17 protein-coding genes and 1 pseudogene are annotated in these 24,044 nt (G+C 42.5%); 9 read left to right on the top strand and 9 right to left on the bottom strand.

Translation table 11 applies throughout. The features are described from left to right. Nucleotides 1–308: 308 nt before the first annotated feature. Nucleotides 309–1,295, top strand: coding sequence for a methyltransferase domain-containing protein (locus IQ276_RS08175; RefSeq protein WP_190881966.1), 987 nt, complete (start codon nt 309–311; stop codon nt 1,293–1,295). Nucleotides 1,296–1,314: 19 nt separating this feature from the next. Continuing rightward, entirely contained in the window at nt 1,315–1,614 is a 300-nt protein-coding gene (locus IQ276_RS08170; protein ID WP_235115520.1) for a hypothetical protein, read from the top strand. A 280-nt stretch (nt 1,615–1,894) separates the two neighbouring features. Here IQ276_RS08170 and aspS read toward each other — a convergent pair whose 3' ends face one another. Both aspS and IQ276_RS08160 read right to left on the bottom strand, forming a co-directional pair. Further along, a complete protein-coding gene (gene aspS, locus IQ276_RS08165; RefSeq protein WP_193915220.1) occupies nt 1,895–3,682 on the bottom strand; it encodes an aspartate--tRNA ligase in 1,788 nt (595 codons plus the stop codon). Between the two features lie 169 nt (nt 3,683–3,851). Then, a complete protein-coding gene (locus IQ276_RS08160) occupies nt 3,852–3,980 on the bottom strand; it encodes a type II toxin-antitoxin system HicA family toxin (protein WP_228042943.1) in 129 nt (42 codons plus the stop codon). A gap of 177 nt (nt 3,981–4,157) precedes the next feature. Between IQ276_RS08160 and IQ276_RS08155 the strand changes: the two genes are divergently transcribed. Further along, nucleotides 4,158–4,388, top strand: a complete 231-nt coding sequence (locus tag IQ276_RS08155) for a hypothetical protein (protein ID WP_190881964.1) — start codon at nt 4,158–4,160, stop codon at nt 4,386–4,388. 45 nt (nt 4,389–4,433) lie between these two features. Here IQ276_RS08155 and IQ276_RS08150 read toward each other — a convergent pair whose 3' ends face one another. Together IQ276_RS08150 and IQ276_RS08145 are read right to left on the bottom strand one after the other, a co-directional pair. After that, nucleotides 4,434–5,369, bottom strand: a complete 936-nt coding sequence (locus IQ276_RS08150; RefSeq protein ID WP_190881963.1) for a phosphoribulokinase — start codon at nt 5,367–5,369, stop codon at nt 4,434–4,436. A gap of 318 nt (nt 5,370–5,687) precedes the next feature. Continuing rightward, nucleotides 5,688–6,122, bottom strand: coding sequence for a CoA-binding protein (locus IQ276_RS08145; RefSeq protein WP_193915218.1), 435 nt, complete (start codon nt 6,120–6,122; stop codon nt 5,688–5,690). Between the two features lie 125 nt (nt 6,123–6,247). On the opposite strand from IQ276_RS08145, the gene IQ276_RS08140 reads away from it, so the two are divergent. The 4 genes from IQ276_RS08140 to IQ276_RS08125 all read left to right on the top strand — a co-directional run bounded on the left by IQ276_RS08140 (nt 6,248) and on the right by IQ276_RS08125 (nt 11,809). After that, nucleotides 6,248–6,910 (top strand): class I SAM-dependent methyltransferase, encoded by a 663-nt coding sequence (locus tag IQ276_RS08140; protein WP_193915216.1) that lies wholly within the window; start codon nt 6,248–6,250, stop codon nt 6,908–6,910. A gap of 1,027 nt (nt 6,911–7,937) precedes the next feature. Next, complete coding sequence (locus IQ276_RS08135) at nt 7,938–8,285, top strand: hypothetical protein (RefSeq protein WP_193915214.1); 348 nt, start codon at nt 7,938–7,940, stop codon at nt 8,283–8,285. A 419-nt stretch (nt 8,286–8,704) separates the two neighbouring features. After that, on the top strand, nt 8,705–9,613 hold the full coding sequence (locus IQ276_RS08130; protein ID WP_193915212.1) for a hypothetical protein: 909 nt from the start codon (nt 8,705–8,707) through the stop codon (nt 9,611–9,613). Between the two features lie 765 nt (nt 9,614–10,378). Beyond that, nucleotides 10,379–11,809: a DUF4114 domain-containing protein gene (locus IQ276_RS08125; RefSeq protein WP_190881959.1), complete on the top strand. Its 1,431-nt coding sequence runs from the start codon at nt 10,379–10,381 to the stop codon at nt 11,807–11,809. Between the two features lie 110 nt (nt 11,810–11,919). On the opposite strand, the gene IQ276_RS08120 is transcribed toward IQ276_RS08125, so the two are convergent. From IQ276_RS08120 to IQ276_RS08105, 5 genes and pseudogenes are all read right to left on the bottom strand, one after another. Next, nucleotides 11,920–14,493, bottom strand: a complete 2,574-nt coding sequence (locus IQ276_RS08120) for a GAF domain-containing protein (protein WP_193915210.1) — start codon at nt 14,491–14,493, stop codon at nt 11,920–11,922. A gap of 118 nt (nt 14,494–14,611) precedes the next feature. Further along, nucleotides 14,612–14,968, bottom strand: a pseudogene (locus IQ276_RS40920) (hypothetical protein). Nucleotides 14,969–15,083: 115 nt separating this feature from the next. Then, nucleotides 15,084–15,389 carry a hypothetical protein gene (locus IQ276_RS40915; protein ID WP_373690621.1) on the bottom strand — a complete coding sequence of 102 codons (306 nt, stop codon included), beginning with the start codon at nt 15,387–15,389 and terminating at the stop codon, nt 15,084–15,086. Nucleotides 15,390–15,701: 312 nt separating this feature from the next. After that, a complete protein-coding gene (locus tag IQ276_RS08110; protein WP_193915208.1) occupies nt 15,702–19,559 on the bottom strand; it encodes a CHAT domain-containing protein in 3,858 nt (1,285 codons plus the stop codon). 500 nt (nt 19,560–20,059) lie between these two features. Next, nucleotides 20,060–20,746 (bottom strand): hypothetical protein, encoded by a 687-nt coding sequence (locus IQ276_RS08105; RefSeq protein ID WP_190881956.1) that lies wholly within the window; start codon nt 20,744–20,746, stop codon nt 20,060–20,062. A gap of 337 nt (nt 20,747–21,083) precedes the next feature. Here IQ276_RS08105 and IQ276_RS08100 point away from each other — a divergent pair, with 337 nt between their 5' ends. Further along, nucleotides 21,084–21,230, top strand: coding sequence for a hypothetical protein (locus IQ276_RS08100; protein ID WP_190882646.1), 147 nt, complete (start codon nt 21,084–21,086; stop codon nt 21,228–21,230). 23 nt (nt 21,231–21,253) lie between these two features. Continuing rightward, the gene (gene dnaX, locus IQ276_RS08095) at nt 21,254–24,040 is read left to right on the top strand and encodes a DNA polymerase III subunit gamma/tau (protein ID WP_193922311.1); all 2,787 of its coding nucleotides are present in this window, start codon (nt 21,254–21,256) and stop codon (nt 24,038–24,040) included. Nucleotides 24,041–24,044: the final 4 nt, after the last annotated feature.

The raw sequence follows: 24,044 nt of genomic DNA, 5'->3' as shown, positions 1-24,044 counted from the left end.
ACGGGCGGGCAAGACGCCATTGGTGTTAACTTAACGTGAAACCCTTGTGAAGAGGTGATATTGAGTTCATTCACTTACGGTTACTCACCGCGTCACCCCACCCCGGTTTTGTCTAAAGCCAAAACCGCCCCTCCCTTGCCAAGGGGAGGGGTTGGGGGAGGGGTAAAGCGTATGTGGGAGGGACAAGCGTTTAAGCTTAAGTTGACACCAATGGCAAGACGCCCACCCCACAAGAGTTAATTGGATATTTTTTTATTTGTCAGTCCCTTAAGATAAATTTGTAAACAAATATTAAGGCTTAATTTTCCATGAGTTGGTTTTTTCCTGGGCTGGGAGTTGTCCTAGCACTACTAACGCTCTCACTCACACTGTATCTAATTACTGCTCGTCGTTATCAATCATCTAATTCCGTAGCTAATTCCTACGATCAATGGACTGAAGACGGGATTTTGGAGTTTTACTGGGGCGAACACATCCACTTAGGTCATTATGGTTCGCCGCCGCAACGCAAGGATTTTCTGATTGCCAAATCTGACTTTGTGCATGAAATGGTGCGTTGGGGTGGTTTAGATAAATTACCCCCTAGCAGTACCGTCTTGGATGTTGGCTGTGGAATTGGGGGTAGCAGTCGCATTTTGGCACGGGATTACGGCTTTGCAGTCACAGGTATTACCATCAGTCCCCAACAAGTTGAACGCGCCCAGCAATTAACTTCTCAGGAACTTGATGTGCAGTTTCTTGTGGATGATGCTATGGCACTTTCTTTTCCAGATGCAAGTTTTGATGTAGTTTGGTCCATTGAAGCCGGGCCACACATGCCAGATAAAGCCATTTTTGCCAGAGAATTGATGCGGGTGCTAAAGCCCGGTGGAATAATGGTTTTAGCTGACTGGAATCAGAGAGACGATCGCCAAAATCCGCTCAATTTTTGGGAGAAACCGGTAATGCGGCAACTATTAGATCAGTGGTCTCATCCCGCTTTTTCCAGCATAGAAGGCTTTAGCGAACTTTTGGTAGCAACGGGATTAGTGGAGGGGGAGGTAATAACAGCAGACTGGACACAACAAACCCTTCCTTCTTGGCTAGATTCCATCTGGCAAGGAGTCATTCGACCAGAAGGATTGGTGCGTTTTGGTCTCTCTGGTTTCATTAAATCTCTGCGAGAAGTACCTACCCTGCTACTGATGCGGCTAGCATTCGGCACCGGTCTATGCCGATTCGGGATGTTCCGCGCCACAAGAGCTAACTCGTTGCCACAATCAACACGGCAGACAGTTTCCATTGAAACTGCTTAAGTTTGACAAGCCAAAAACTATGTTTCAGAGAGTTTTTGGACTGGGGACTGGGGACTGGGGACTGGGGACTGGGGACTGGGGACTGGGGACTGGGGACTGGGGACTGGGGACTGGGGACTGGGGACTGGGGACTGGGGACTGGGGACTGGGGACTGGGGACTGGGGACTGGGGACTGGGGACTGGGGACTGGGGACTGGGGACTGGGGACTGGGGACTGGGGACTGGGGACTGGGGACTGGGGACTGGGGACTGGGAAAAGTTTTTGAAAATTTGGTGGTGGTTAAAAGCCCCCACCATAATTCAATACGCTTGGGTTAAGGCTAGCACTCTTTGCCAAAGTCATTTTTTTTACGAACCACAGAGGCGCAGAGAAGCCAGTGCGTTGGGCGGGTTCCCCGACTTGTTCGCGCAGCGGCGACCACAGGAGAAGCAACTGGCGCGACACAGAGAAAAGAGAGAAAGAGAAGGAAAAAATGCTTAACTGAACTGTATTGCACCATAATTTTTCGATTTGGCACCCAATCCCTAATCCCCAGTCCCCAGTCCCTAGCCCCTCTTTCATGCTTGGCTGTGAAATTTTTTCATCAGGACTGTTTTGTTAAGATTTCGGCTTATATGTCGAAGCAACATGCAATTCTTTTAATTGCTTGACATCTACACCAGAAGGTGCATCCGTTAACAAACAACGGGCTTGTTGCGTCTTCGGAAAAGCAATCACATCCCGAATGGATTCTTCCCCAGCTAGCAACATTACCAAACGATCTAAACCGTAGGCGATGCCACCATGCGGCGGTGTACCATATTCAAATGCTTCCAACAAAAAGCCAAATTTATTTTGTGCTTCTTCAGGAGACAAACCGATCGCATCAAACACCTGTTGTTGAATTTCTCGCTGATAAATCCGCAGACTTCCACCGCCAACTTCCACGCCGTTGAGTACCAAATCATAAGCTTGGGCGCGGGCTGTTTTTAAGTCGTCCAAATCATCAGGATGGGGTGCTGTAAACGGGTGGTGCAATGCTTCTAGGCGTTTTTCGCTGGCGTTCCACTCAAACATCGGGAAATCTGTAATCCACAGCAAGTTAATTTTGTCTGGATCGATTAAGCCAAATTCCTTAGCAATAACTTGCCGTAATCTATCTAAAGTTTTATTAACGGTAGCAGCATCACCAGCGCCAAACAATAACAAATGTCCAGCTTTGGCACCTGTGCGTTGGAGAATTTCCTGTTTTTGTTCTTCGCTTAGGTTGTCTTTAATTGCACCAATGGTGTCAATTTCGCCATCGTCTCTCACGCGGATATAAGCTAAACCTTTAGCACCGGCTTCGCTGGCTTCTTTAAATAAATCACCACCTGGTTTAATGCGGACATTAGAAATTACATCGTTTCCGTTGGGAATGGGCAGGATTTTGACGACGCCACCATTGATTACAGTGTCTCGAAAGACTTTGAAACCAGAGTCTTTGACGATATCCGAGACGTTGACTAATTCCAAGCCATAGCGGGTGTCTGGTTTATCGCTACCGTAGCGTTCCATGCCTTCGGCGTAGGTGAGACGGGGGAAAGGGCGCTGTAATTCAATGCCTTTAACGGTTTTGAAGATATGGCAAACTAACTCTTCGTTGAGTTCGATAATTTCTTCTTGGGACATGAAGCTCATTTCCATGTCCAACTGGGTGAATTCTGGTTGTCTATCGGCGCGTAAATCTTCATCGCGGAAGCAACGGGCAATTTGATAATATCTATCCAAGCCGGAGACCATCAGCAATTGTTTAAATAGCTGGGGTGATTGGGGTAGAGCAAACCATTCACCAGGGTTGACACGACTGGGTAAGATATAATCCCTGGCACCTTCGGGAGTGGAACGGGTAAGTATGGGGGTTTCGACTTCGATGAAACCTTCCAAATCTTCCAGGTAACGGCGCATGGCTTTGACAATTTGATGACGCAGTTGCAAATTTTGTGCCATGCGTTCGCGTCGCAAATCCAAATAGCGATATTTCAGGCGCAAATCTTCTCGTACTGTTTCGCTGTCGGCTACCGAAACTTGGAAAGGTAACTGTTTACGAACAGCGTTGAGTAGTTGAATTTGATCTGCGTAAATTTCGATCTCACCTGTGGGGAGACGGGAATTTAAGGATTCTGGGGGACGTTGCGTCACCCTACCGGTGATTGCGACAACATATTCATTTCGCAGGGCGTTGGCCGGTTCATAGGAATCGGGGGTGCGTTGCGGATCGCTGACGATTTGGACAATGCCAGAGCGATCGCGTAAATCTAAAAATATCACGCCCCCATGATCGCGGCGACGGTCTATCCATCCGTAAAAGGTAACAGTTTCTCCAATATGTTCTTTTCGGACTTCGCCGCAATAGTGAGTTCGCATAAGTGTTAGTTCTGGTTTCCGGGGCTAGATTGGCAAGTAAATGTCAAAGCCTTCCCATTATCTAGCATCAATAGTAATTGTAGTAGTTCCAGTTCCACAAAAAACGGAATAATCTAACTCTATATGGATAGGGAACTCATGACATGGCAAGAGTACGTTTTGCCTATTTTTACAAGAGTCCCCGGAATTCCTCACAGATGAGTTGGCGATCGCGGAGTATCTGTGCTAACAAGCCAGAACCAATTGTTTCACCAGAATGTACTGGAACAACAGTTCGACGACCATCACCATGTATCAAAAAATGATGGTAACTTGGATTCTTGCTACCTCAAAACCTGCTTTTTTAACGCTGTAATTACTTGCTGTCCAGTCAAACTCGGTAGTTTGCTCATACTTGAACAGAAAGCCCAAGGTTCAACTAAAATGCAATTGGGGCTAGCTTTAATAAGATAATTTTATATGGGAGCAGCACACCATGTCATCCGCAGCGATCGCTACAGTAGTGAAGATGATGGAGTCTCTATCTGTTGACGCACAGGATAGAGTTGCAGAGCATCTTCGAGAATACATTAATGACTTGCAAGATGAAATTCAGTCGAGCGAATCTTTCAACAGAACGCAACAAAAAATTGTAGCTGCTGCACAACGTGCTAAACAACAAATTGCTGAGGGACAGGCTAATCCACTGGATTATGACCAACTATGAAGTCCCTCATTTTGGGCTGAATATAGGCATTTAACCCCTTGTATTTTATAAATACATTTGCGTTGCTTTGAGCATGTGGTAGGTAATTATTAACTGGGTAAGGGCGAGGGGGTAACTTTGGAGCGTTTCCCCAGTTGTACCAGCAATTTTGCCAAGTTCTGGGTTACTTTCGCGATCGCAAATATTTCTTAAATGAGGCATATCCGAACATATAATATGCTCTAATTTATTCACCTGTTCTAGGGTGGCATGACCATCAACTTCTAAGACATCTACAGGCTTACTCATATCTCTGTCTAGTCCCAGACGAATGGCTGAATCAGAATTACCACCAGTGTTGGTAATTGTACTAAAATCTGGGTGAGGAATTGTCGGACGCAGTACTAAGCGGACATTCAGGTGTCCATTGGTTTCATCTTCTTCCTCGATGGGTGGGTAGAAACTAATAACAATATCAGACCATTGCCGCTGGGGACGGATAAATTCTGCTGAGTCTGGTTCGCGCTTTTCTAGTTCCGCTAGCACCTGTTCAGCACTATAGCCCCGCTTTTGCGTGTCTCGTTTGACTTTCCATTTAGCGCGTAGTTCTTCAGGAGGCGCAAGATAAACTTTCACGTCATAAGAATCGCGGGCGGCGCGGGTGGAATAACCGAGTAATCCCTCAATAATCACGAATTTATTGGGCTTGATATACTGCGGTGGCTCGAATGTGCCCGTTTTATGGCTGTAAACTGGCTTGAGAATCGGCTGTCCTGTGCGTAGTAGCGACAGGTGTTGCTGCATAATATCTAAGTAGTTACAGTCTGGGTGGAGGGCAGTGATGCCAATTTCTGCACGTTGTTGGCGATCGTAACGGTGGTAATCATCTGTACAAATCAGCGTCACATTTTCTGGGCCGAGTACCTGAGCGATTCCCCGCGTTAACGTTGTTTTACCAGCAGCGCTGTCCCCTACAATACCAAGAATTATTGGACGGCTCATTCTACCTCCCACAATAAAAACTAGTTTAGTAATAAAATTCCCCCACAATAGTTTTCATTCTAGAAGGGTTTAGGCAAGTAACTCAAACAAACACTTGGTATGCAATATCTCTACACATAGAATCGCTCTACGCTGGTTTATTACATAATAATTACAATCTGCATCACTTTTCGAGTCATCTCTACGCATAATGAGAGATGTAAAATTTTGCATCCCTTAATAGTGGGATAAATTTAGGCAGGCAGCGGAAGTAGGGGAAGCAGGGGGAGAGATTTTATAATTTGCTAAATCATCCTGCAAATATGCAACGCCCAAAATTTAGACATCGCCTGTTAAATCTACTTTTAGCCGCAGATACTCAATTTTGATGCAGGCATCCATAACCACGTTGATTCCTGCATCTAAAGCTTTTTCTGCTGATGGTTGATGCCAGATGCCCAATTGTGCCCACACGGTTTTAGCGTTAACAGCAATTGCTTGATCTACAATTTCTGGCAAGTACTCAGAACGGCGAAATACGTTGACAATATCTACAGGTTTTGGTAGATTCTGAAGTCCAGCATAGCTAGGCTTACCGTCAATTTCTTTAACTAGAGGGTTGACTGCATAAACTGTATAGCCAACTTGTCGTAAGAATTGGGCAATTTGATAGCTGATGCGATCGCGTTTATCAGAGTGTCCCACAACAGCAATAATTTTGGCTTGGCTCAACACTTCACGCAGAGCGTTATCATCTTCTTTGAGGTTTGGCATGATTTAAATATCCTCAGCGATCGCTTTGCCGATCCTACCGAGTTTATTTTAAATATATTACTTGTCTTAAAGACTCTCATTAATGGAGTTCAAAGCCTCATTCCCAATGCCCAATGCCCAATCTTATGACAACTCAAACACTAGGACTCGAACAAAATTTATATGATTATTTACTGTCAATTTCTCTGCGCGAACCGGAAATTTTAACTCAACTAAGACAAGAAACAGCCCAGCATCCAGTGGGTAGAATGCAGATTGCTCCTGAACAAGGGCAGTTTTTGGCACTGCTGGTGCAGTTGTTGGGAGCGAAGAAAACTTTGGAAATTGGTGTATTTACAGGCTATAGTTCCCTGGTGGTGGCATTGGCGTTACCGAGTGACGGCAAGGTGGTAGCCTGTGATATTAGTGAGGAATTTACAGCGATCGCTCGACGTTATTGGCACCAAGCGGGAGTAGCAGATAAAATTGGGCTGCACATTGCCCCAGCGTTGGATACTTTAGATTGGCTATTGGCAACAGGAGAAAGAGAAACTTTTGATTTTGCTTTCATCGATGCAGATAAAAGCAACTATGATGCCTATTATGAGCGATCGCTGGAACTTGTGCGATCGGGGGGAGTGATTGCGATCGATAATGTCCTGTGGTCAGGCAGGGTTGCCGACCCCCAAGTGCAGGATAATAGAACTAAAAGAATTCGTGCCTTTAATCAGAAGTTGCATCAAGACCAGCGAGTGAGTCTGAGTGTAATTGCGATCGCCGATGGCTTGACTCTGGCGTTGAAAAAGTAATGTCTTTGAAGAAGAATTCTCCAATTGAAAATTTAGAAATAGGAATGTTGTACTGGTTTTATTTGAGTCGAAAAAGTAGTTAAAGAGTGGGCGTCGGACACTCAAATAATGATCCTTTCAGCGGATTTTTTCACGCCTGACGATGGCATACAAGAGAATTAATTATAGCGGTTACCATTCAGATGCAGTACAACATCAGATACTGTTGGCGAATGTACTACATATTTGTTAACAAAAGTATTGCTTAAGCTCAAACCTTCAATCTGTTGTTGCGTTTTTTAGTTGTAATACTTTTGTTTGTGCGTTTGTAACACTTTCGCCAACAGTATCAACATCATATCGCAAGGTGTAGGGGCACGGCACTGCCGTGCCCTTACAGGTGTACCTCACGCTTGTGGGGAAACGCTATAAGCTCAAATCAATCTTTAGTAAGCTTGCTCGTCAACTGTTAGATGCCAGTATTAACTCTCATTAATTTTATTTATTAATTTAAACACTAAAAATATTTGCTTTTGTATAGGGGATTTATTAGCATGTTGTTATGGAAATTGAATTAGCTAAAACCCAGTTAACTTTTAGCAGTGAATTGAACTAAAAAACTGGAACAGAGCAGACACTAATTCAGATTATCAACTTGATGAATTCTAAATATATTCTTACTTGGAGTAATTTTATGCTAAAAATTGCTAGATTTTTTCTACCCGAAAATAACAACAATAAGACATCAATAAACACAGCAGCCAATTTTAAAACTTTACCTAACCATTCTTCAAAGGTTAATTACCTCAAAACCTTTGACACTGCTGTGATTGCATATTACATGATGGGGTTTGGCAATTTTTAAGATTTTAAATTGCCTACAGCAATCCAAAATTGTTTGTGGACATCCTTGATTTCGCAAACATGATATGACTCATAGGACAATCTGGTTCAGATAATTTGTCTTTGAAGACGCGATTTATAGCGTCTATAAATCATCTGTAAATATTTTCGTGTTCAGCAAAAACTTTCTCATGAGGATAAACTTATGAAACTCACAACTTTAATCAATTCTGCGCTGATTATTGCTTCTATGACTTTGATACCTGGAATTGCTAGCGCTCAAACAACGAGCAATAACAATAATGGTAGTTATCTCCAACCTTTTAATATTGTCTTTCTAGCTTATCAAGGTTATTTGAAAGGACAGGGTATTCCCAGTATGGGCACTTTGTTATATCAATATCAAATAGGAAAGGTGACTGCAAAAGATGTAGTTGAGGCTGGTGTTAAGGCTAACAAATTACCAGCAGAAGTTATCAATGATGAATATTACCTTAGCGCAGTCGAGTTGCAACTGTCATCATTGGGTAATAGCAATGAGTTATGTAACTAAACCTTATTAATTCAGGATTCTGAATTCTGAATTATTACTCTTTTGGGACTTCTCAGACATCCTCTAAGAGTTTTCGATTTTTCTCTGGCGAAAGTTAAACAAGAGGGTTAATTCGTAATTCGTAATGAAGATTATAAAACTAAAACCCCTGCTATTGGCAGGGGTTTTTAATTGAGGCTTCAATGAATATTTATCCACTAGCGGTGTGACTGCAATCCACAACCAGCTCGACAAAATTTTTGCACGTTAAATGTCGGAAAATTTAACTATCTTAATTATATAAAATATTTTTTCAACTATCTTAATTATCCCTGCCTTGTCTTCTCACTAAAAACCTGATAGTGTCAGCGAAGAAGCAAAATGCTGTTTAATAACAGCTTTTTCGCATTATTTCAACAACTAAACCACAGGATAAAACGATGGGAATAGTAGCAAAAAAGCAAATTACAATTGAGGCAAAAGTCAACACCTCAACTGAAAACAACTTTTATGATACAGGGATTACTTTAGAGTATGGAGACTTACTAATAATTAGTGTTGACACCCAAGAGAAATGGAGTGCATATGGGTTTTCTTCAAAATCATGGGTGAATGCTAACGGTATATCTTTTGCAACACAAACCTATGATGGCATCTATCAAGAACCAGCAGGAGTAGCAAGAGGAGTAACGCAATCTGCTGACTTTGAATTTCCCTTTGGTAGTCTGATTGGTACTATCGACGATGGTCTCACCTATTTTCCTGTAGGAACCCATTTAGAATTGACAGTTTTACGTGGAGATAAAGCTAAGCTGAAATTGGTCTTTTGGGGTGGCGACCACAACACAAATGATGGAACTATAACAGCGAATATCGAAGTCCGAAAAGCGTTTAACCATGACGCCACAATTGAAAATGATATATCGCTATATGGCAACCATTTTGATATTCATGCCAGAGTACATAGCGTGTCTGCAAAAGCGGATACAGACTCTCATTTAAATACACATATTGAATTAAAGGCAGAGGATGTACTAACAGTTGATGTTCATCCAAAAGATTTGTGGAATATATACACGGAGACAGGTCAAGCGTACGTTGTGAATGCTAACGGTTTAGGTGAGGACAATAAGACCAGGTATAGCACTGGATGGACAAGTAAGAATTTTACCTTTCAACACGGTAGTTTGATTGGTACTCTTGACGATGGGAAGACTTATTTTCCTGTAGGAACCCATTTAAAGTTGACAGTTTTAAACCCCGGCACACTCAAATTTATATACTGGGATCAAGATTACAGAAATAACACTGGTTCTGTGAGAGCATTTGTCAAAGTAGACCGCAAATAAATTGCTCTTGGTCTTTGTAAATTTCTCAGCCTAAAGATAGCCAAATTAAGCTTTGTGCATACCAAATACGTTAAAAATACGTATTTAATAACAGTACTAAAGCATTTGTGTAACTAAGAGTATAAAGCCAAATACAATATCTGTAGTACTTTTTCAAGCTAGTTTTGATGGTTTGTAGTAAGCATTACAATGCTTATAAAATAAGGAAATTAGTGCTTACTACAAACTTACTTACTCATCAATTTAAACTTGACAAACTACCATAAACTTCAGTTAGTAGTATTTGGATTTGCCTTCAGAAGACTCCCTCAACCCTATGAAAAATGCTTGCTCAATTTCCTGCTTTTTAAAGAGGGTTATGGAGGATTAATTATTAACTGAATCGTAAGTAGATCGGTGAGAAAAATTCAATGTATATGAAGAAATATAAATTGTCTGTAGTCTGTAGGGTGTGTTATGCCGTAGGCTAACGCACCTTGAATTCTTAATGGTGCATTGGGCTGCCCGATAACACAACGCCAATTGCTTCAACTTTGGGAACTAAAGCAACGCACTGGCTCCCTACATTTAAATTTCTTATATATAGCTTGAAATATTAGCACCGACTTACTTATTTGGACATATAGCATTCTTAAATAGAATGTGAACAAATTTAGAGATAATCTTTGTTCACATCCTAAATGAGATTGCTTTAATGCAGTTATCGCTATTGGGATACAAGCATATCAAGATGCTGGATTGCTATCAATAAATAAGGAGAAAACGATGGGAATAGTACCAAAAACACCATTTAAAATTGAGGCAAAAGTCAACTGCTCGACCGAAAACACATTTTTCGATACAGAAATTGACTTAGAGGATGGGGACTTACTAATAGTTGATGTAGACCCCGAAGAAAAATGGACTCCATATAAAAGTTCTTCAAAATCATGGGTAAATGCTAACGGGATATCTGTTGAGCCAAAAACCTATGATGGTATCTATCAAGAAACCGCAGGGATAGCAAGAGGAATAACGCAATATGCTGATTTTGCATTTCCCTTTGGTAGTCTGATTGGTACTGTAGACAATGGTGTTACATATTTTCCTGTAGGAACCCATTTAGAATTGACAGTTTTAAAACCAGGTAGGCTGAAATTGGTCTTTTGGGGTGGTGACCACAACACAAATGATGGAGCGATAACAGCGAATGTCGAAGTCAAAAAAGCGTTTAACCATGACGACGACACAATTGACAATGATTTATCGCAATATGAGAAGCATTTTGATATTCATTCTAAAGTACATAGTGTGAATGGCAAAGCGGGTACAGAAACTCATTTAAATACAAAAATTAAATTACAGCCAGAGGATGTACTAACAGTTGATGTTTACCCTAAAGATTTGTGGAGTATACTCTCAGTTAATAGAGTATGGGATGTAAATGCTAACGGTGTAGCTGAAGACAATAAAACCAGGTACGCCAGTGGATTGTTAACTAACAATTTTAACTTCACATATGGTAGTTTGGTTGGAACTTTGGATGATGGCAAGACTTATTTTCCTGTAGGAACCCATTTAAAATTGACAGTTTTAAACCCAGGTACACTTAAATTTGTACACTGGGATGTGAATTACAGAGAAAATAACGGTTCTGTGAGAGCATTTGTCGATGTAATTCGCAAAGAAAGACCGATAATTCCAGGGGATGATGGTAATATCATCACTGATCCTCAGACAAGATATAAGATTAAGATAACTGTTTTTGTTCCTACCAGTATTGGCTACAACAACACTTTTGGTATTTTTGCAATGGATGATGATGGAAGTGTTGCTGGAGTCAAACCAGGCGATCCTGATTATGCAGCAACTGTGGTCAAAAATCGCATTCCTTTACCAGGCGCAGATGAAGGTTCGTATCAAAAAGGAGATACGTTTGAAGGGGAGTTACTCGGTGGGCCAAAATATGGAGTATTCCTAATTGCTAACGGAACTCCAAACCAATTTTTAGAGCAAAATCCCAAAAATGAGGAAAAACAATGGGCAACTCCTAAAGCTTACTTCTTTAATCCACTAGCTAACCCCGATCGCAAAGATCATGTCAGAGTGTTATCGTCAAATGAATACGGTTTTGAGGATCTATACGGGGGAGGGGATCAAGACTTTGACGATTTGATCGTTAAGATAGAAACTTTGGCGGCTGAGACTATCAGCTAAAGACTGTCTAGATCCCCGACTTCTTACTAGAAGTCGGGGATCTAAGGGCATAGCCATGTTCCCTAAGATTATCTGTAGCTCACGCCTGTTGCAATCTGCTGTATATCTAGCTAGTTAGTTTCAGCAGCTTGATATGCTTGTAAAAGCCTAGCATGATCGAGAGTAAATCCTACTTGCATGGCTATCTGAGCAAACAAATCAATCTCAGGCTGTTGCCAGTCACGGGGCGCAGAACACTGATGTCCAATTAACAAACCAAATAGCTGCTCATCTTTGATAATGGGTGCGACTAAATTTGCTTTCACCGCGAAGGATTCCAGCAGGCTAATGTGACAATCAGCCAAACCTGCCTTATAAATGTTCTTGATTGCGACAACCTGACCAGATTGGTACTTTTCCACATAACTTTGAGTGAAACAGGGGTCGTGGATTTTAGACCGCAAAACTTTCGGATAACCTGGAACCACTGATTCGGCAATGATAATTCCGAACCAATTAGCGTAAAAGCTATAAACCAGTACTCGGTCAATACTAAGTGCTTTGCGAACTTCTTCCACGGTGGTTTTGAGGATATCCTCTTCTTTGAGTGATTGGCGAATGCTGCGGGTAATATCCGTCAGTAACTGACTTCGCATACTTTCAGCATTGATTCGTTGCAGCAGCCTCGCATGGTCGAGAGCAAATCCCACTTGGATGGCTATTTGGGCAAAGAAATCAATCTCAGACTGTTGCCAATCACGGGGTCTAGAACACTGATGTGCAATTAACAAACCGAATAGCTGTTTATCTTTAATAATGGGGGCGACCAAATTTGCTTTCACAGCAAAGGATTCCAGCAGGCTAATTTCAGAATCACTTAAACCGATTTCATAAATGTTGTTTATGGCTAGAACGCGACCAGATTGATAGTCTTGTACATAGCCTTGATCAAAAGATGGGTCTTGGATTTCAGATCGCAAAATTTTTGGGTAGGTGAGAACAACTGATTCGGCAATCACAGTTCCAGACCAATTAGCATTAAAGCTATAAACCAGCACTCTGTCAGCGCTGAGTACTTTCCGAACCTCTTCTACAGTGGTTTTGAGGACATCCTCTTCGTTGAGGGATTGGCGAATGCTGCGGATAATATCCGCCAGCAATTGACTTTGCACACCTTCAGCCTCGATTCGTTGCAGCAGCCTGGCATGGTCAAGACCAAATCCCACTTGGGTGGCTATCTGAGCAAAGAAATCAATTTCAGGCTGTTCCCAATCACGAGGTCTAGAACACTGATGTGCAATTAACAAGCCAAATAGCTGTTTATCTTTAATAATTGGGGCGACTAAATTTGCTTGGACAGCAAAGGATTCCAACAAGTTAATGTGACAATCAGTCAAACCGGCTTGGTAAATGTTGTTTGTGGCTTGAACGCGACCAGACTGATATTTTTGTACGTAGCCTTTACCAAAACATGGGTCTTCAATTTCAGACCGCAAAACTTTGGGATAACCTGGAACAACTGATTCGGCAATCACAGTTCCAGACCAATTAGCATTAAAGCTATAAACTAGCACTCGGTCAGTACTTAGTGCTTTGCGAACCTCTTCGACGGTGGTTTTGAGGACATCCTCTTCGTTGAGGGATTGGCGAATGCTGCGGGTAATTTCTATAAATATCTGAGCTTTATTTGCTTTGGTATCTACTTGTTCTAGAACGTTGGCGTAGTCAAGGGCAAATCCCACTTGCATAGCTATTTGAGCGAATAAATCAATCTCAGATTGCTGCCAAAAACGCAGTCTCGAACACTGATGTGCAATTAATAAACCGAATAGCTGTTTGTCTTTGAGAATAGGTGCTACTAAACTAGATTTGACAGCAAATTGCTCCAGCAACTCAATATCACCATCAGTCAGATCGGATTGATGGATATTATCAATAGCATGAACAGTACCATTTTGGTATTTTTCTCTGTACCCTGCCTCGAACCCAGGGTCAGAGACTGTAACCCCTAATATTTTGGGGAAACCTGGTGCTGCTGATTCTGTGATGAAGGTGCCATTAGAGTCAGAATTAAAGCAAAAAATGCTCACGCGATCAAGGCTTAAAGCTCTGCGAATTTCTTCTGAGGTAGTTTTGAGAACATCTTCTTCATTGAATGATTCTCGAACCCACCGAGTAATTTTCATCAATAGTTGGGAGTAATCAGTTTCGGCTGCTTTTTCCTGTTCCAAAACTGAAAGCAGTTCTGTGAATAAGCTGATGTTTCTTTCTAACATCACTAATTCATCTTTGGTAGCGATGAAAACTTGGGTAAATTCACTATTTGGACGTAGCTTATTTTTGATCGTATTAGTAGTTTCAGCAGCGTTTTTGATTCGAGTAATAGTGCGATTAACTACAAAAGTTGCGATCGCACCTGCTAAAACTGCTGTTACCCCCATACCAGTTAACAAGAGTGATAGTTGTCTTTCTAGAGCTACTTCAGTTTCTGTTGAACTCTTCCCACTCTCTTGTTTGACCTGCGGGATTTTTTTGGTAATTACATCAACGCCATAGTAGTAAGTAGCTGTTCCAATTGCAACCACAGGCAGGACACTGATGCTGAGTGCCCAAATTATTGCTTTAGTCTTTAAATTCCATTTTTGTTGCCACAGGTTTTGTTGACGATTTCGTCCTGCTTGGTTTTGAGAAAAAGACTGACTCATAATGAAACCTGGATGCAGTGCAATTGAGAATCCGAAGTAAAGAACCCCTTATTATCATGACCTAAAAATTGCTGTCAAAACCACTATAAATTTAGTATTTCTCTAACAAAAGCTTAATTTATGCTTGTAATTCCCAATCTTTCATCGCTTCCCACTCTGTTTGGCGCACTGCTAAAAAAGTTGGTGACAACTGTGAATTTAAAGCATTTAGAAGGATACTATCCTGTTTTAAATACTCTAAAGCTTCCCCCAAATTTTGTGGTCAAAGGTCAATACCATTGGCCTGACGTTCTTCAATTGGCAAATGTCTAGGGTCTTGTGCAACAGGATTCCCCGGTTTGAGAGTTCGTTGCACACCATCAAGTCCGGCTGCAATCACGACACCCAAAGCCAGGGAAGGATTAGCTGATGCATCAACGGTTTTTAACTCGAAATGGGTGGAACCGTTGAATGCGGGATTGCTTGGTACTCTCACAGTGGCTTCACGGTTATCTAGTACAGCGCGGCGTAAATAAACCTACCATTTCAAACAGCCACAAGCCTTGATATATCAACCTTTTGACTTTTGAATGCGTGACTTCACCGCGGTACTAGTCCCCAACAGCGGAAAGCACCACTCCAACCGTGAGGACGGATGCGCGGTAAGAATTAGTACTAGGGGTAGTCAATGCCATCAGTGCTGGCAAATGGTCTAGTATGCCAGCGATAAATGCTTCACCTATTTGGGAGACGCCGCAGATACCTTGGGGGTCTGGTAAGAGATTTTGACCGTCGCGCCAAAGGCTAAGATGGATGTGGCAACCACTACCAGCTGCATCAGCAAAAATTTTCGGTAAGAAGGAGGCTGTGAGGTTGTGTTGATGAGCGATCGCTCTGACAGTTTCTCTAAAGCTAATCTGCCAGTCTGCTGCCCGTAAAGCATCAGTATTACGATACCAATGCAGAGCCTAGTGGCGATCGCTGTTAGGCGCAGTTCATATTTCTCGCGATCATTAATCTCAAAATATGCGCCTAAGACAACGCCAGTTGCTACCCTACGGGTTCTCCGTTCGCATAGCGTCTCGTAGAGAAGGAGTACAAGCCGGGAAACCCGTCCAACGCACTGGCTCCCCTACAATAATTTTATTTTTACTTTATAAATAGCCTCTAATTCATGAAAAATCAAATAGTAATCATAATAGTATTATCTATTTTGAATTCTGAATTCTTCAATTTGGCTTACCCGTAATCGTAAATGCTGCCCAATAATAGGGATGATTATAAAGCTTTTTCTCTGATGGCATTTTACTATTTCTATATAATTGCGTTGCTAAATAAGCTCTAATTCGTACTTCCTCAGGATGGAGATTATTTAGGACATCTTCATACCATTTTGTCAATTCTCCGGCAGTTAGTTCTTTCAGCCATAGTGTTGCTTCAGCTAAGGCTATAACTGGTGATTTATCAGGCTGTAATCGTCGGTAAAATTCTACGATCGCCAAGGCACTCGCAGAAGATTCCACAGTCCACAAAGTACTCACTACATAAGGAACGCCCTGATTTAAAAAACCATTGACTAAACTTACATATTCGCTGCTGCTAATGTAGGTACTGCTACTGACATTTTCACAAGCAGAAAGAGTGACAAGCTTGTAACTTCCTAGATTTTGTTGAAAAATTTCTTCTAAAATCAGTTTGTCTTCACCTGCTAATGCCAACTCTGATTTTTTCGGTTCATTTAAATTATTAGTGACATAACCAGTAAAATGAAAAATATTGTAATTATCAAATAATGCATTTATTACAATATTTTTCGTAGCTTGGGAACCCTGAATTCGCTGGATATTATCAAACATTTCGCTGACAAGTTCCGACTCCATTTTGGCAAATTTCAGCCCAGGATAACCTGCACTTTCAGGATGTTCAACACTGAGTAAGAACTGATTTTGCCACTGCAAAATATCTTGATTTTGTATTGATAAACCTATTTGGGCACTAGGCAAATAAGTAACGGTGAAATTTGACTCGATATTTGGTAAACCTTCCTCGGATTGAGAAGAAATATGGAAAAGGGTATGAATAGGCAATCTGTACAAATCGCGGTGAGGAATTAAAATCAGTTGGGTGATGCCTTCAAGTTCCTGGGCAATTGTGGAAATATTCAAGATTTCATACAATTGCAACAGCTTTTGTTCCATATCCACTCGCCAAGGATGCTGACTTTTACTTTCTTTATCTTGGGCTGTGGTGCGATATTCTTGGTATTGTTGATGCCAATCTTCTAGCCAATTTTCAAATTCAATCAGGCGTCGCACTGCTTCAGGTAGGGGCAATTTGTTGAGACGGATAGCCTCTTCTCCTAAAGCGATCGCGCCAACATCTTGGATGGGTGTAAAGAGTAGAATCGGTGATGGCGCTTGGTCTTTGAGAATGAAAGTTTGGAGGGACACTGGACTAATATGCCAGTAAATAATTGCTGTTGTGGGATTGAATAGTTCCTGAATCGCACCATAAGGCGGTGAATAAATATTATGATCCCAGCCAAAAAGCTGCCAATTTAAACAAGCATTTTTGCTTTGTTCGGCAATTTCCCAGGCTTCTACCACATCACCAAAATCCACAGCTAAATCAACTGCCAATTGGTCGAAGCCGATAAATTTCAAAGCTAACTGTTTTTTACTTTCTTCAGAACGAGTTTCTTCACTCAGTAATTGTTGCAATAAATCTCTGCCTCGTTGCAGTAATTCTTGAAGTTGTGTTGTTTGTCCCAAACCCATCAGCACTTTGCTTAGGGATTGCAAAACTTCTAAATGCAATTGGGGAAAATATTCTAATGTCAGGGTTAACAGTGCTTGATGGTACTCGGATGCAGCTTTACGCCAATAATCACGGGGATTCGGCTGTTTCTTGCCTTGCTCATAGTAAGTGTTAGCGATCGCCACATGCAATCTACCCCAACCTTCTGGGTGGGTATCTGTACGCAGATGTTTTAACCCTTCTTCGTAGCTGGCTAATTTACCTTCGTAGCCTATTTGTTGTAAGGCGGGATTTGTCGCTGTGATACTACTGGACAAGTTCCGCAATAAGTTAGTATCTACTAAATTACCAACGGCGGTTCCCCGACCAATCCAAGCTTCCCAGTAATCTTGTTTAATTTGCAAAGCGTTGTCATAACAAGCGATCGCTTCGGCAAATTCTTCTAAATAAAACAATGCTATTGCCTGATTATACCAAGCTAGGTGGAAGTCGGGTTTAATGGCGATCGCTTGGCGATAGGAAGCGATGGCTTCTTGGCGGCGTCCTAAGTTATCTAAGGCTATACCCCGGTTGTACCAAGCCAAATAAAAGTCGGCTTGGACTGAAAGGGCTTTGTCCCAGGAAGCGATGGCTTCTGACCACCGTCCTAAATTAAACAACACTACACCCCGGTCGATCCACACTTCGTGGTAGTCTGGGTCAATTTCTAGCGCCCTGTCGTAAGATGTAATCGCTTCTGCAAATTGTTCGCCGACAGCTAGGGCGATGCCTCGGTGATACCAATTTTCTTGGTCTTGTGGTTGCAAATCGAGGGCTTGGTCATAGCTAGAAATTGCTTCCCGTAGCCAGCCTAATTTCAGCAATGCTAAACCTTTACTAGACCAAGCCTCTTGGTAGTCTGGCTTGATTTCGATCGCTTTGTCAAAGGAAGCGATGGCTTCTTCAAAGTATCCCAATTCTCCCAGAGTTCCACCCCGGTTGTACCAAGCTTTGTAGAAGTCTGGTTTCAGTTCGATGGCTGTTTCATAAGATGCGATCGCTTCTTCAAAACGTTCTAAATGAAACAGCGTTAAGCCACGATTAAACCAATATTCCCAAAATTCTGGTTGCAGTTCAATAGCTTGATCGTAAGAGGCGATCGCGCCTGACAAATCACCTGTTCTCGCTTGTTGAAGAGCTTGGTAAAACCACCCTTGAGCTTGGCTAACAGGATCATTGCCATATCGCTCAATAATACTTGAAGAATTGTTGCTTTGAACTACCAAATTGGAAGCAAGTTGCTGGACTAAATTACTACTTTGATCCAACCTCACCCATAACTCATCTAAAGTATTGGCTACATTTGGTTCTAAATTCGCCAAAGTGTTATCCCAAGTTCCCTCTGAGTCAGTTGTTGCTAATTCAGTCCTTTGCTTAGCAGGAAGGAAATTTGTCGCTGTTTTAGTTTGAGTATCTTCCTCTTGGTCGTCCCACCTCAGCTGAGCTAATGTAGTGATTGAATCTTTCGCTGGGGGGAGAGGGAGATTTGCGGGTATTGTGCTTTGGGTATCTTGTCTTTGATACTCCAATCTCATTTCCTCTGAGTCCTCGGTCAATATTTCTTCAACAGAGGCATTTTCGGGTACTGGCGTTATTGTTTGGGCATAGGCCTCATCATACTCCCATAACTGTTCGCCTAAATTACCGATTAACTCTTGTCCTGGCGAAGTTAGGAAAATTTCGTCATCTGCTGTAGTTTCTATGACATCTGGCTCATCATACTCCCATAACTGTTCGCCTAAATCGCGGATCAGTTCTTGTCCAGGAGTAGTTTCTGTGACATCTAGCTCATCATATTCCCATAACTGTTCGCCTAAATCGCGGATCAGTTCTTGCCCAGGAGTCAATTCAACTAGATTTTCGGCCTGGTTGTCCTCATACTCTATTTCTGTGGGTAAGTTTTGCATCAGCCTTATGCCAATCTCATAGGCAACATCTCCAATTGTGCCGATACCAAGTTCTCCCAGCTGCACCATCTGTACTGCTAATTGCTGATTTGGCACAGGTGAAGCCAGCAAGCTTTCGCCAAACGTCACCAACCAATCTATCCAGCGTTCAGCCGGAATACGATTTTCGACTCGTTGCAGATACCTCAATGCCCACTGGCGTCCTCGTGCTTGATGCACGCCTTCCAGTAATTGGACAAATAATTGTTCCAAATCAGCATTGGTTAGTTCTGGTAGAACCTCTACCAGATTGTGTCCTCTTGCACCCTTGAGAGAACGAGTCTGCTTAGTTGCAATTAGGCGCTTTAAAAACCTTTTAAGCGACTGCGATATCCGCCTGAGCATCTGCCACACTCTTGGATTTTGTTTTTCTAGATTGTAGCCATCGTTGTGTTAAAAAAGTCATGAATTACGTAAAAACCCATTATATCCGTACAGTGCTTCTGTGGCAGGCTAGCAAAAAATACACAAAAGTTCAAGATTACAGCGTTAGAACGCTACAATTCCAAAACTCAACTCTGGAGTTTTACAAGCCAGATACTACCGTCCCTGTTTTTGTGAGGAATACAATCGAAAGAATCTAGGCAATGCAATGGCTTCTGTTGACCGTGCTAATTTTAGATTTTAGATTTTAGATTTTAGATTATTTCGGTTCATCCCCGGCCACGTTAGGGTCTAAAAAATCCTCTCATCCAAAATTTATGAAAATCCGACGCTCGATAGCGTCCCTTGCGCGTCTCGTAGAGAAGGCTTTACGCTGTGCCATTAACCCCCTACCCAGAGTAGTCTGTTTCAATCCAAAATCCAAAATTTAAAATCCAAAATAGATTGACATTGGGAAGTAGTTAATTTTCTGTTTGCTCGGTAGTGGATTGACCACCGGGATATAATTGGCTAATTAATGCTTGCACAAGAACTTGTGGATCGTCGGTCTCAACAGCCAACTGCTGGGCAATCTGCTGGCGTAAATTTTCATCCTGCTGCAACATCACAAACAGTTCTTCCAGGGTGACAGTTTGATATTCTCCCTCTGGTGGATTTTCTTCTTGATATGCTTCCTGGGGTGCTGGGGCGGTTGGTTGAGATGGTAAATTTGTACTCACAGCATCCGGCCCTTCATATTCCCAAATTGGTTCGCCTTGATTGCGTGTTAACAACTGCATCCCGATATTATAGGCAACATCTGTAATTTCTCCGATGCCCAACTCACCCAGTTGTACCAACCGCGCAGCCATTTCATTATTAGGTGTGGGTGATGCTAGCAACTTTTTACCAAAGCGCTCCAACCATTCAACCCAGCGTTCAGTTGTAATACGATGTTCAATATTATGCAGCCACTTGCGTGCCCAAGCTTCTCCTCGTGCTTGATGTACTCCTTGCAACAGTTCGTTGAAGAGAAATTCCAGATCCGTATCGCCGAGGGGTGGTGCTGGTTCTTTTTGCACATTCCCTCTAGCTTTTGAGCCACTCTGTTTTCCACCAAACAAGCCCGCAAAGAGCTTTTTGAGCCATTGAACTAGCCGCTTGAGCATCTGCTACACCATTGAGTATTGTGTTTATCCTTAAGATTGTAGCGATCGCATTGCGCTATGGCGTTAGTTCCGTCAAGAAAATTCTTTAGGGAATGGGGAGTGGGGAGTGGGGAGTGGGGGGAGTGTGGGGAGTGTGGGGGAGTGGGGGAGAGGGGGAGTGTGGGGAGTGTGGGGGGATGGGGGAGTGTGGGGAGTAAGAGAATTTATACTTCCTCCTCCTCCCACACCTCCCACACTCCCCACTCCCCACTCCCCAAATTTCAAAATATTAGAACAAATGTACTAAATGATATGCTATAATTCGGATGCATTGATGGCGAAATCATAGTTCAAAGATATGTTCTCTTGCCTTGCTTCTCTTAGTGCCAAAATTTACAAATTCAATTTAGTCCAATCGGAATGGCAACATCGACAAACAAAGCAGGTGCAAGATATTAAAATTATTGAATCCCAAATTCGACTCGGTGCTATTAATCAACGTTAAAAGGCATTGAAGTCTATATTTCCATGTCTTACGAACCCCTGCACCACAAGTATCGCCCCCAGAGTTTTGCTCAACTGGTAGGCCAAGAGGCGATCGCCACCACCCTCACCAATGCGATCGGCACATCGAAAATTGCCCCCGCTTATTTGTTTACTGGCCCTAGAGGTACAGGGAAAACTTCTAGTGCGCGAATTTTAGCTAAATCTCTTAATTGTCTCAAAAGTGACAAGCCCACTGCTGAACCCTGCGGTGTCTGTGATGTTTGCCAGGGAATCACCAAAGGCTATTCCTTAGATGTAATTGAAATCGATGCCGCCAGCAACACTGGTGTCGATAATATCCGCGAGTTGATTGAGAAAGCTCAGTTTGCTCCTGTCCAGTGTCGCTATAAAGTTTATGTGATTGATGAATGCTTAACCGGAGATTCTCTAGTCTTGACTGATGAGGGACTTCAAAGAATTGACGATCCTAAAATTAAAGACAAGAAGGTTCTGAGTTACAACGACTCATCACGCAAGTGGGAATTTAAGAAAGTTGTCAGGTGGTTAGACCAAGGAAAACGGCAAACCCTGGTTATCAAGACAACTAATCGAGAAATTAGATGTACGGATAATCATTTAATCAGGACAAACCAGGGATGGATACCAGCAAAGGACGTAAAAGAAGGAGTGAAGATACTATCCCCTGTGAATGTGGGTGTGGCATCCTCATTTACAAATTTGGTATCGATGGACGTACCCGGAGATTTGTTAGGGGACACCAGTTTAAAGGCAATACATTTGGGCAAAAATCATACGATTTACAATCTATCCTTGAACAAGCCGAATTACTCCGACCTTTGTGTGCCTGCCGGTGTGGCGAAAAACTTGATATCCCAAACTTGTTACAAAAAAAACGCTGGGGAATTATCAGCATCAAGTCTCACTGGGAAAAACATCCATATTCCATCCCATCAATGGATTACAAGTTTGGAAACAGTCGAATCTGTTCACCTCGCTGGGATTGAGCGAGTTTATGACATTGAAGTGGCGGATAATCATAACTTTGTGGCAAATGGACTTTTGGTGCATAATTGCCACATGCTCAGTAATCAGGCATTTAACGCGTTATTAAAAACACTAGAAGAGCCACCAAGGCACGTAGTTTTTGTATTGGCGACAACAGATCCACAACGGGTTTTACCGACAATTATTTCACGTTGTCAGCGGTTTGATTTTAGACGTATTCAGTTAGAGGCGATGGTTAAGCATTTAAGTGCGATCGCCTCTAAAGAAAACATTCATATTTCACCCGATGCTGTTACTTTGGTAGCCCAACTTGCTCAGGGGGGGTTACGGGATGCTGAAAGTTTGCTTGACCAATTGGCTTTATTACCGGGTGAAGTGACGCCGGATAAAGTTTGGGATTTGGTGGGGACGGTAAGCGAACAAGACTTACTGGGTCTTTTAAATGCGATCGCTCAAGATAAACCAGAAGCAGTTCTCGACTGTACCCACTACATTTTAGATCGTGGTCGAGAACCGTTGACTATTCTGCAAAATCTCGGCGGTTTTTACCGCGATTTACTGATTGCCAGAACAGCACCCAACCGCCATGATTTGGTTGCTTGTACTCAGCAAACTTGGAAAGCCCTGGTGGAGTTTGCCCAAAACTGGCACATGAGCATGATTTTAGCCGGACAGAAACACCTGCGAGAAGCTGAAGTGCAAATCAAAAACAGCACCCAGCCGCGTTTGTGGTTGGAGGTAACAATATTAGGCTTGTTACCCAGTGCAACGAATATTCAGCCACAAGCCCCAAGTATCCAACCCCAAGTTAATACGCCTGCTGTATCTCCAAATTATCCTCCAGCAGTTGCCCAAAATTATCCAGTCTCTTCTGTACCTTTAACTAATGGGCAAACCAATCACAACGGAGCAAACCATCATCTAGCAGGTGCCCAAAATCACCGCGTCACATCATCTTCCCCAGATGAACGGCAAACAAATCATAATCCTGCAAACCATCATCAAACAACTGCCCAAAATCAGCCCATCACATCATCTCCCCCAAATGATAGGCAAACAAATCACAATTCTGCTGCTAACTCGGTTTCATCACCAACTCCAGAACCTGTAGCTGTTCCTGTACCACCTGTGGACATTGAACCAGTAACTTCAGAAGTTGTTGGTGCGGCACAGTATGACTTAGGCCAGGTTTGGCAACAGGTACGGGCTAATTTTCCGATGCCTTCCAGGCAAGCTTTACTGGGGCAAATGTGCCAGCTAATAGAGTTTAACGGGACTGTAGCGCGTGTTGCTGTTAAAGGCTCTAAATGGTATGAAACACTTAAATCTGATCTGCCGATGATAAAGGCAGCTTTCCATAAGACTTTTGGGTGTGAAGTTCAGGTAAATCTAGAACAAGTAACCTCTGTAACTCCTACTTCAACCAGAAATAATCCTGCACCAAAAGACTCTACTCGCCCTCAGCAACCACCTACTCCCAGTTACAACCAGCAAATTTCGCCTCCAGCACCAGCACCACAGCCAGTTACTCCACCACCAGCAACACCAACCGCACAAGTCAAAACCGAGTCGCCAGCAAGGAATGGCAATGGGATGAATGGAAATGGGGTAAAAACTTTGCCTCCACAACCAACCCAAGCACCCCCAGCTAATTGGGAACCGGATGAAGTGGCGATCGCAGCTCAACATTTAGCAACATTTTTCAACGGTCAAGTCATCCGCTTCACAGATGACTCAACAGAATTTTCTGATTCCATGACTACACCTGAATGGGTAGAAGAATCAGAAGTTGATGACGAATAAATTG

This window comes from Desmonostoc muscorum LEGE 12446 (assembly GCF_015207005.2).
Classification (GTDB): domain Bacteria; phylum Cyanobacteriota; class Cyanobacteriia; order Cyanobacteriales; family Nostocaceae; genus Nostoc; species Nostoc muscorum.
The sequence above is the reverse complement of the archived record's forward strand: the minus strand, read 5'-3'. Positions and strand labels throughout refer to the sequence as shown.

What these genes read in the sequence shown, in the direction of transcription:
- IQ276_RS08175 (WP_190881966.1), top strand. Translation starts at nt 309, where the DNA reads ATGAGTTGGTTTTTTCCTGGGCTGGGAGTTGTCCTAGCACTACTAACG.
- IQ276_RS08170 (WP_235115520.1), top strand. Translation starts at nt 1,315, where the DNA reads ATGTTTCAGAGAGTTTTTGGACTGGGGACTGGGGACTGGGGACTGGGG.
- aspS (WP_193915220.1), bottom strand. Translation starts at nt 3,682, where the DNA reads ATGCGAACTCACTATTGCGGCGAAGTCCGAAAAGAACATATTGGAGAA.
- IQ276_RS08155 (WP_190881964.1), top strand. Translation starts at nt 4,158, where the DNA reads ATGTCATCCGCAGCGATCGCTACAGTAGTGAAGATGATGGAGTCTCTA.
- IQ276_RS08150 (WP_190881963.1), bottom strand. Translation starts at nt 5,369, where the DNA reads ATGAGCCGTCCAATAATTCTTGGTATTGTAGGGGACAGCGCTGCTGGT.
- IQ276_RS08145 (WP_193915218.1), bottom strand. Translation starts at nt 6,122, where the DNA reads ATGCCAAACCTCAAAGAAGATGATAACGCTCTGCGTGAAGTGTTGAGC.
- IQ276_RS08140 (WP_193915216.1), top strand. Translation starts at nt 6,248, where the DNA reads ATGACAACTCAAACACTAGGACTCGAACAAAATTTATATGATTATTTA.
- IQ276_RS08135 (WP_193915214.1), top strand. Translation starts at nt 7,938, where the DNA reads ATGAAACTCACAACTTTAATCAATTCTGCGCTGATTATTGCTTCTATG.
- IQ276_RS08130 (WP_193915212.1), top strand. Translation starts at nt 8,705, where the DNA reads ATGGGAATAGTAGCAAAAAAGCAAATTACAATTGAGGCAAAAGTCAAC.
- IQ276_RS08125 (WP_190881959.1), top strand. Translation starts at nt 10,379, where the DNA reads ATGGGAATAGTACCAAAAACACCATTTAAAATTGAGGCAAAAGTCAAC.
- IQ276_RS08120 (WP_193915210.1), bottom strand. Translation starts at nt 14,493, where the DNA reads ATGAGTCAGTCTTTTTCTCAAAACCAAGCAGGACGAAATCGTCAACAA.
- IQ276_RS08110 (WP_193915208.1), bottom strand. Translation starts at nt 19,559, where the DNA reads ATGCTCAGGCGGATATCGCAGTCGCTTAAAAGGTTTTTAAAGCGCCTA.
- IQ276_RS08105 (WP_190881956.1), bottom strand. Translation starts at nt 20,746, where the DNA reads ATGCTCAAGCGGCTAGTTCAATGGCTCAAAAAGCTCTTTGCGGGCTTG.
- IQ276_RS08100 (WP_190882646.1), top strand. Translation starts at nt 21,084, where the DNA reads ATGTTCTCTTGCCTTGCTTCTCTTAGTGCCAAAATTTACAAATTCAAT.
- dnaX (WP_193922311.1), top strand. Translation starts at nt 21,254, where the DNA reads ATGTCTTACGAACCCCTGCACCACAAGTATCGCCCCCAGAGTTTTGCT.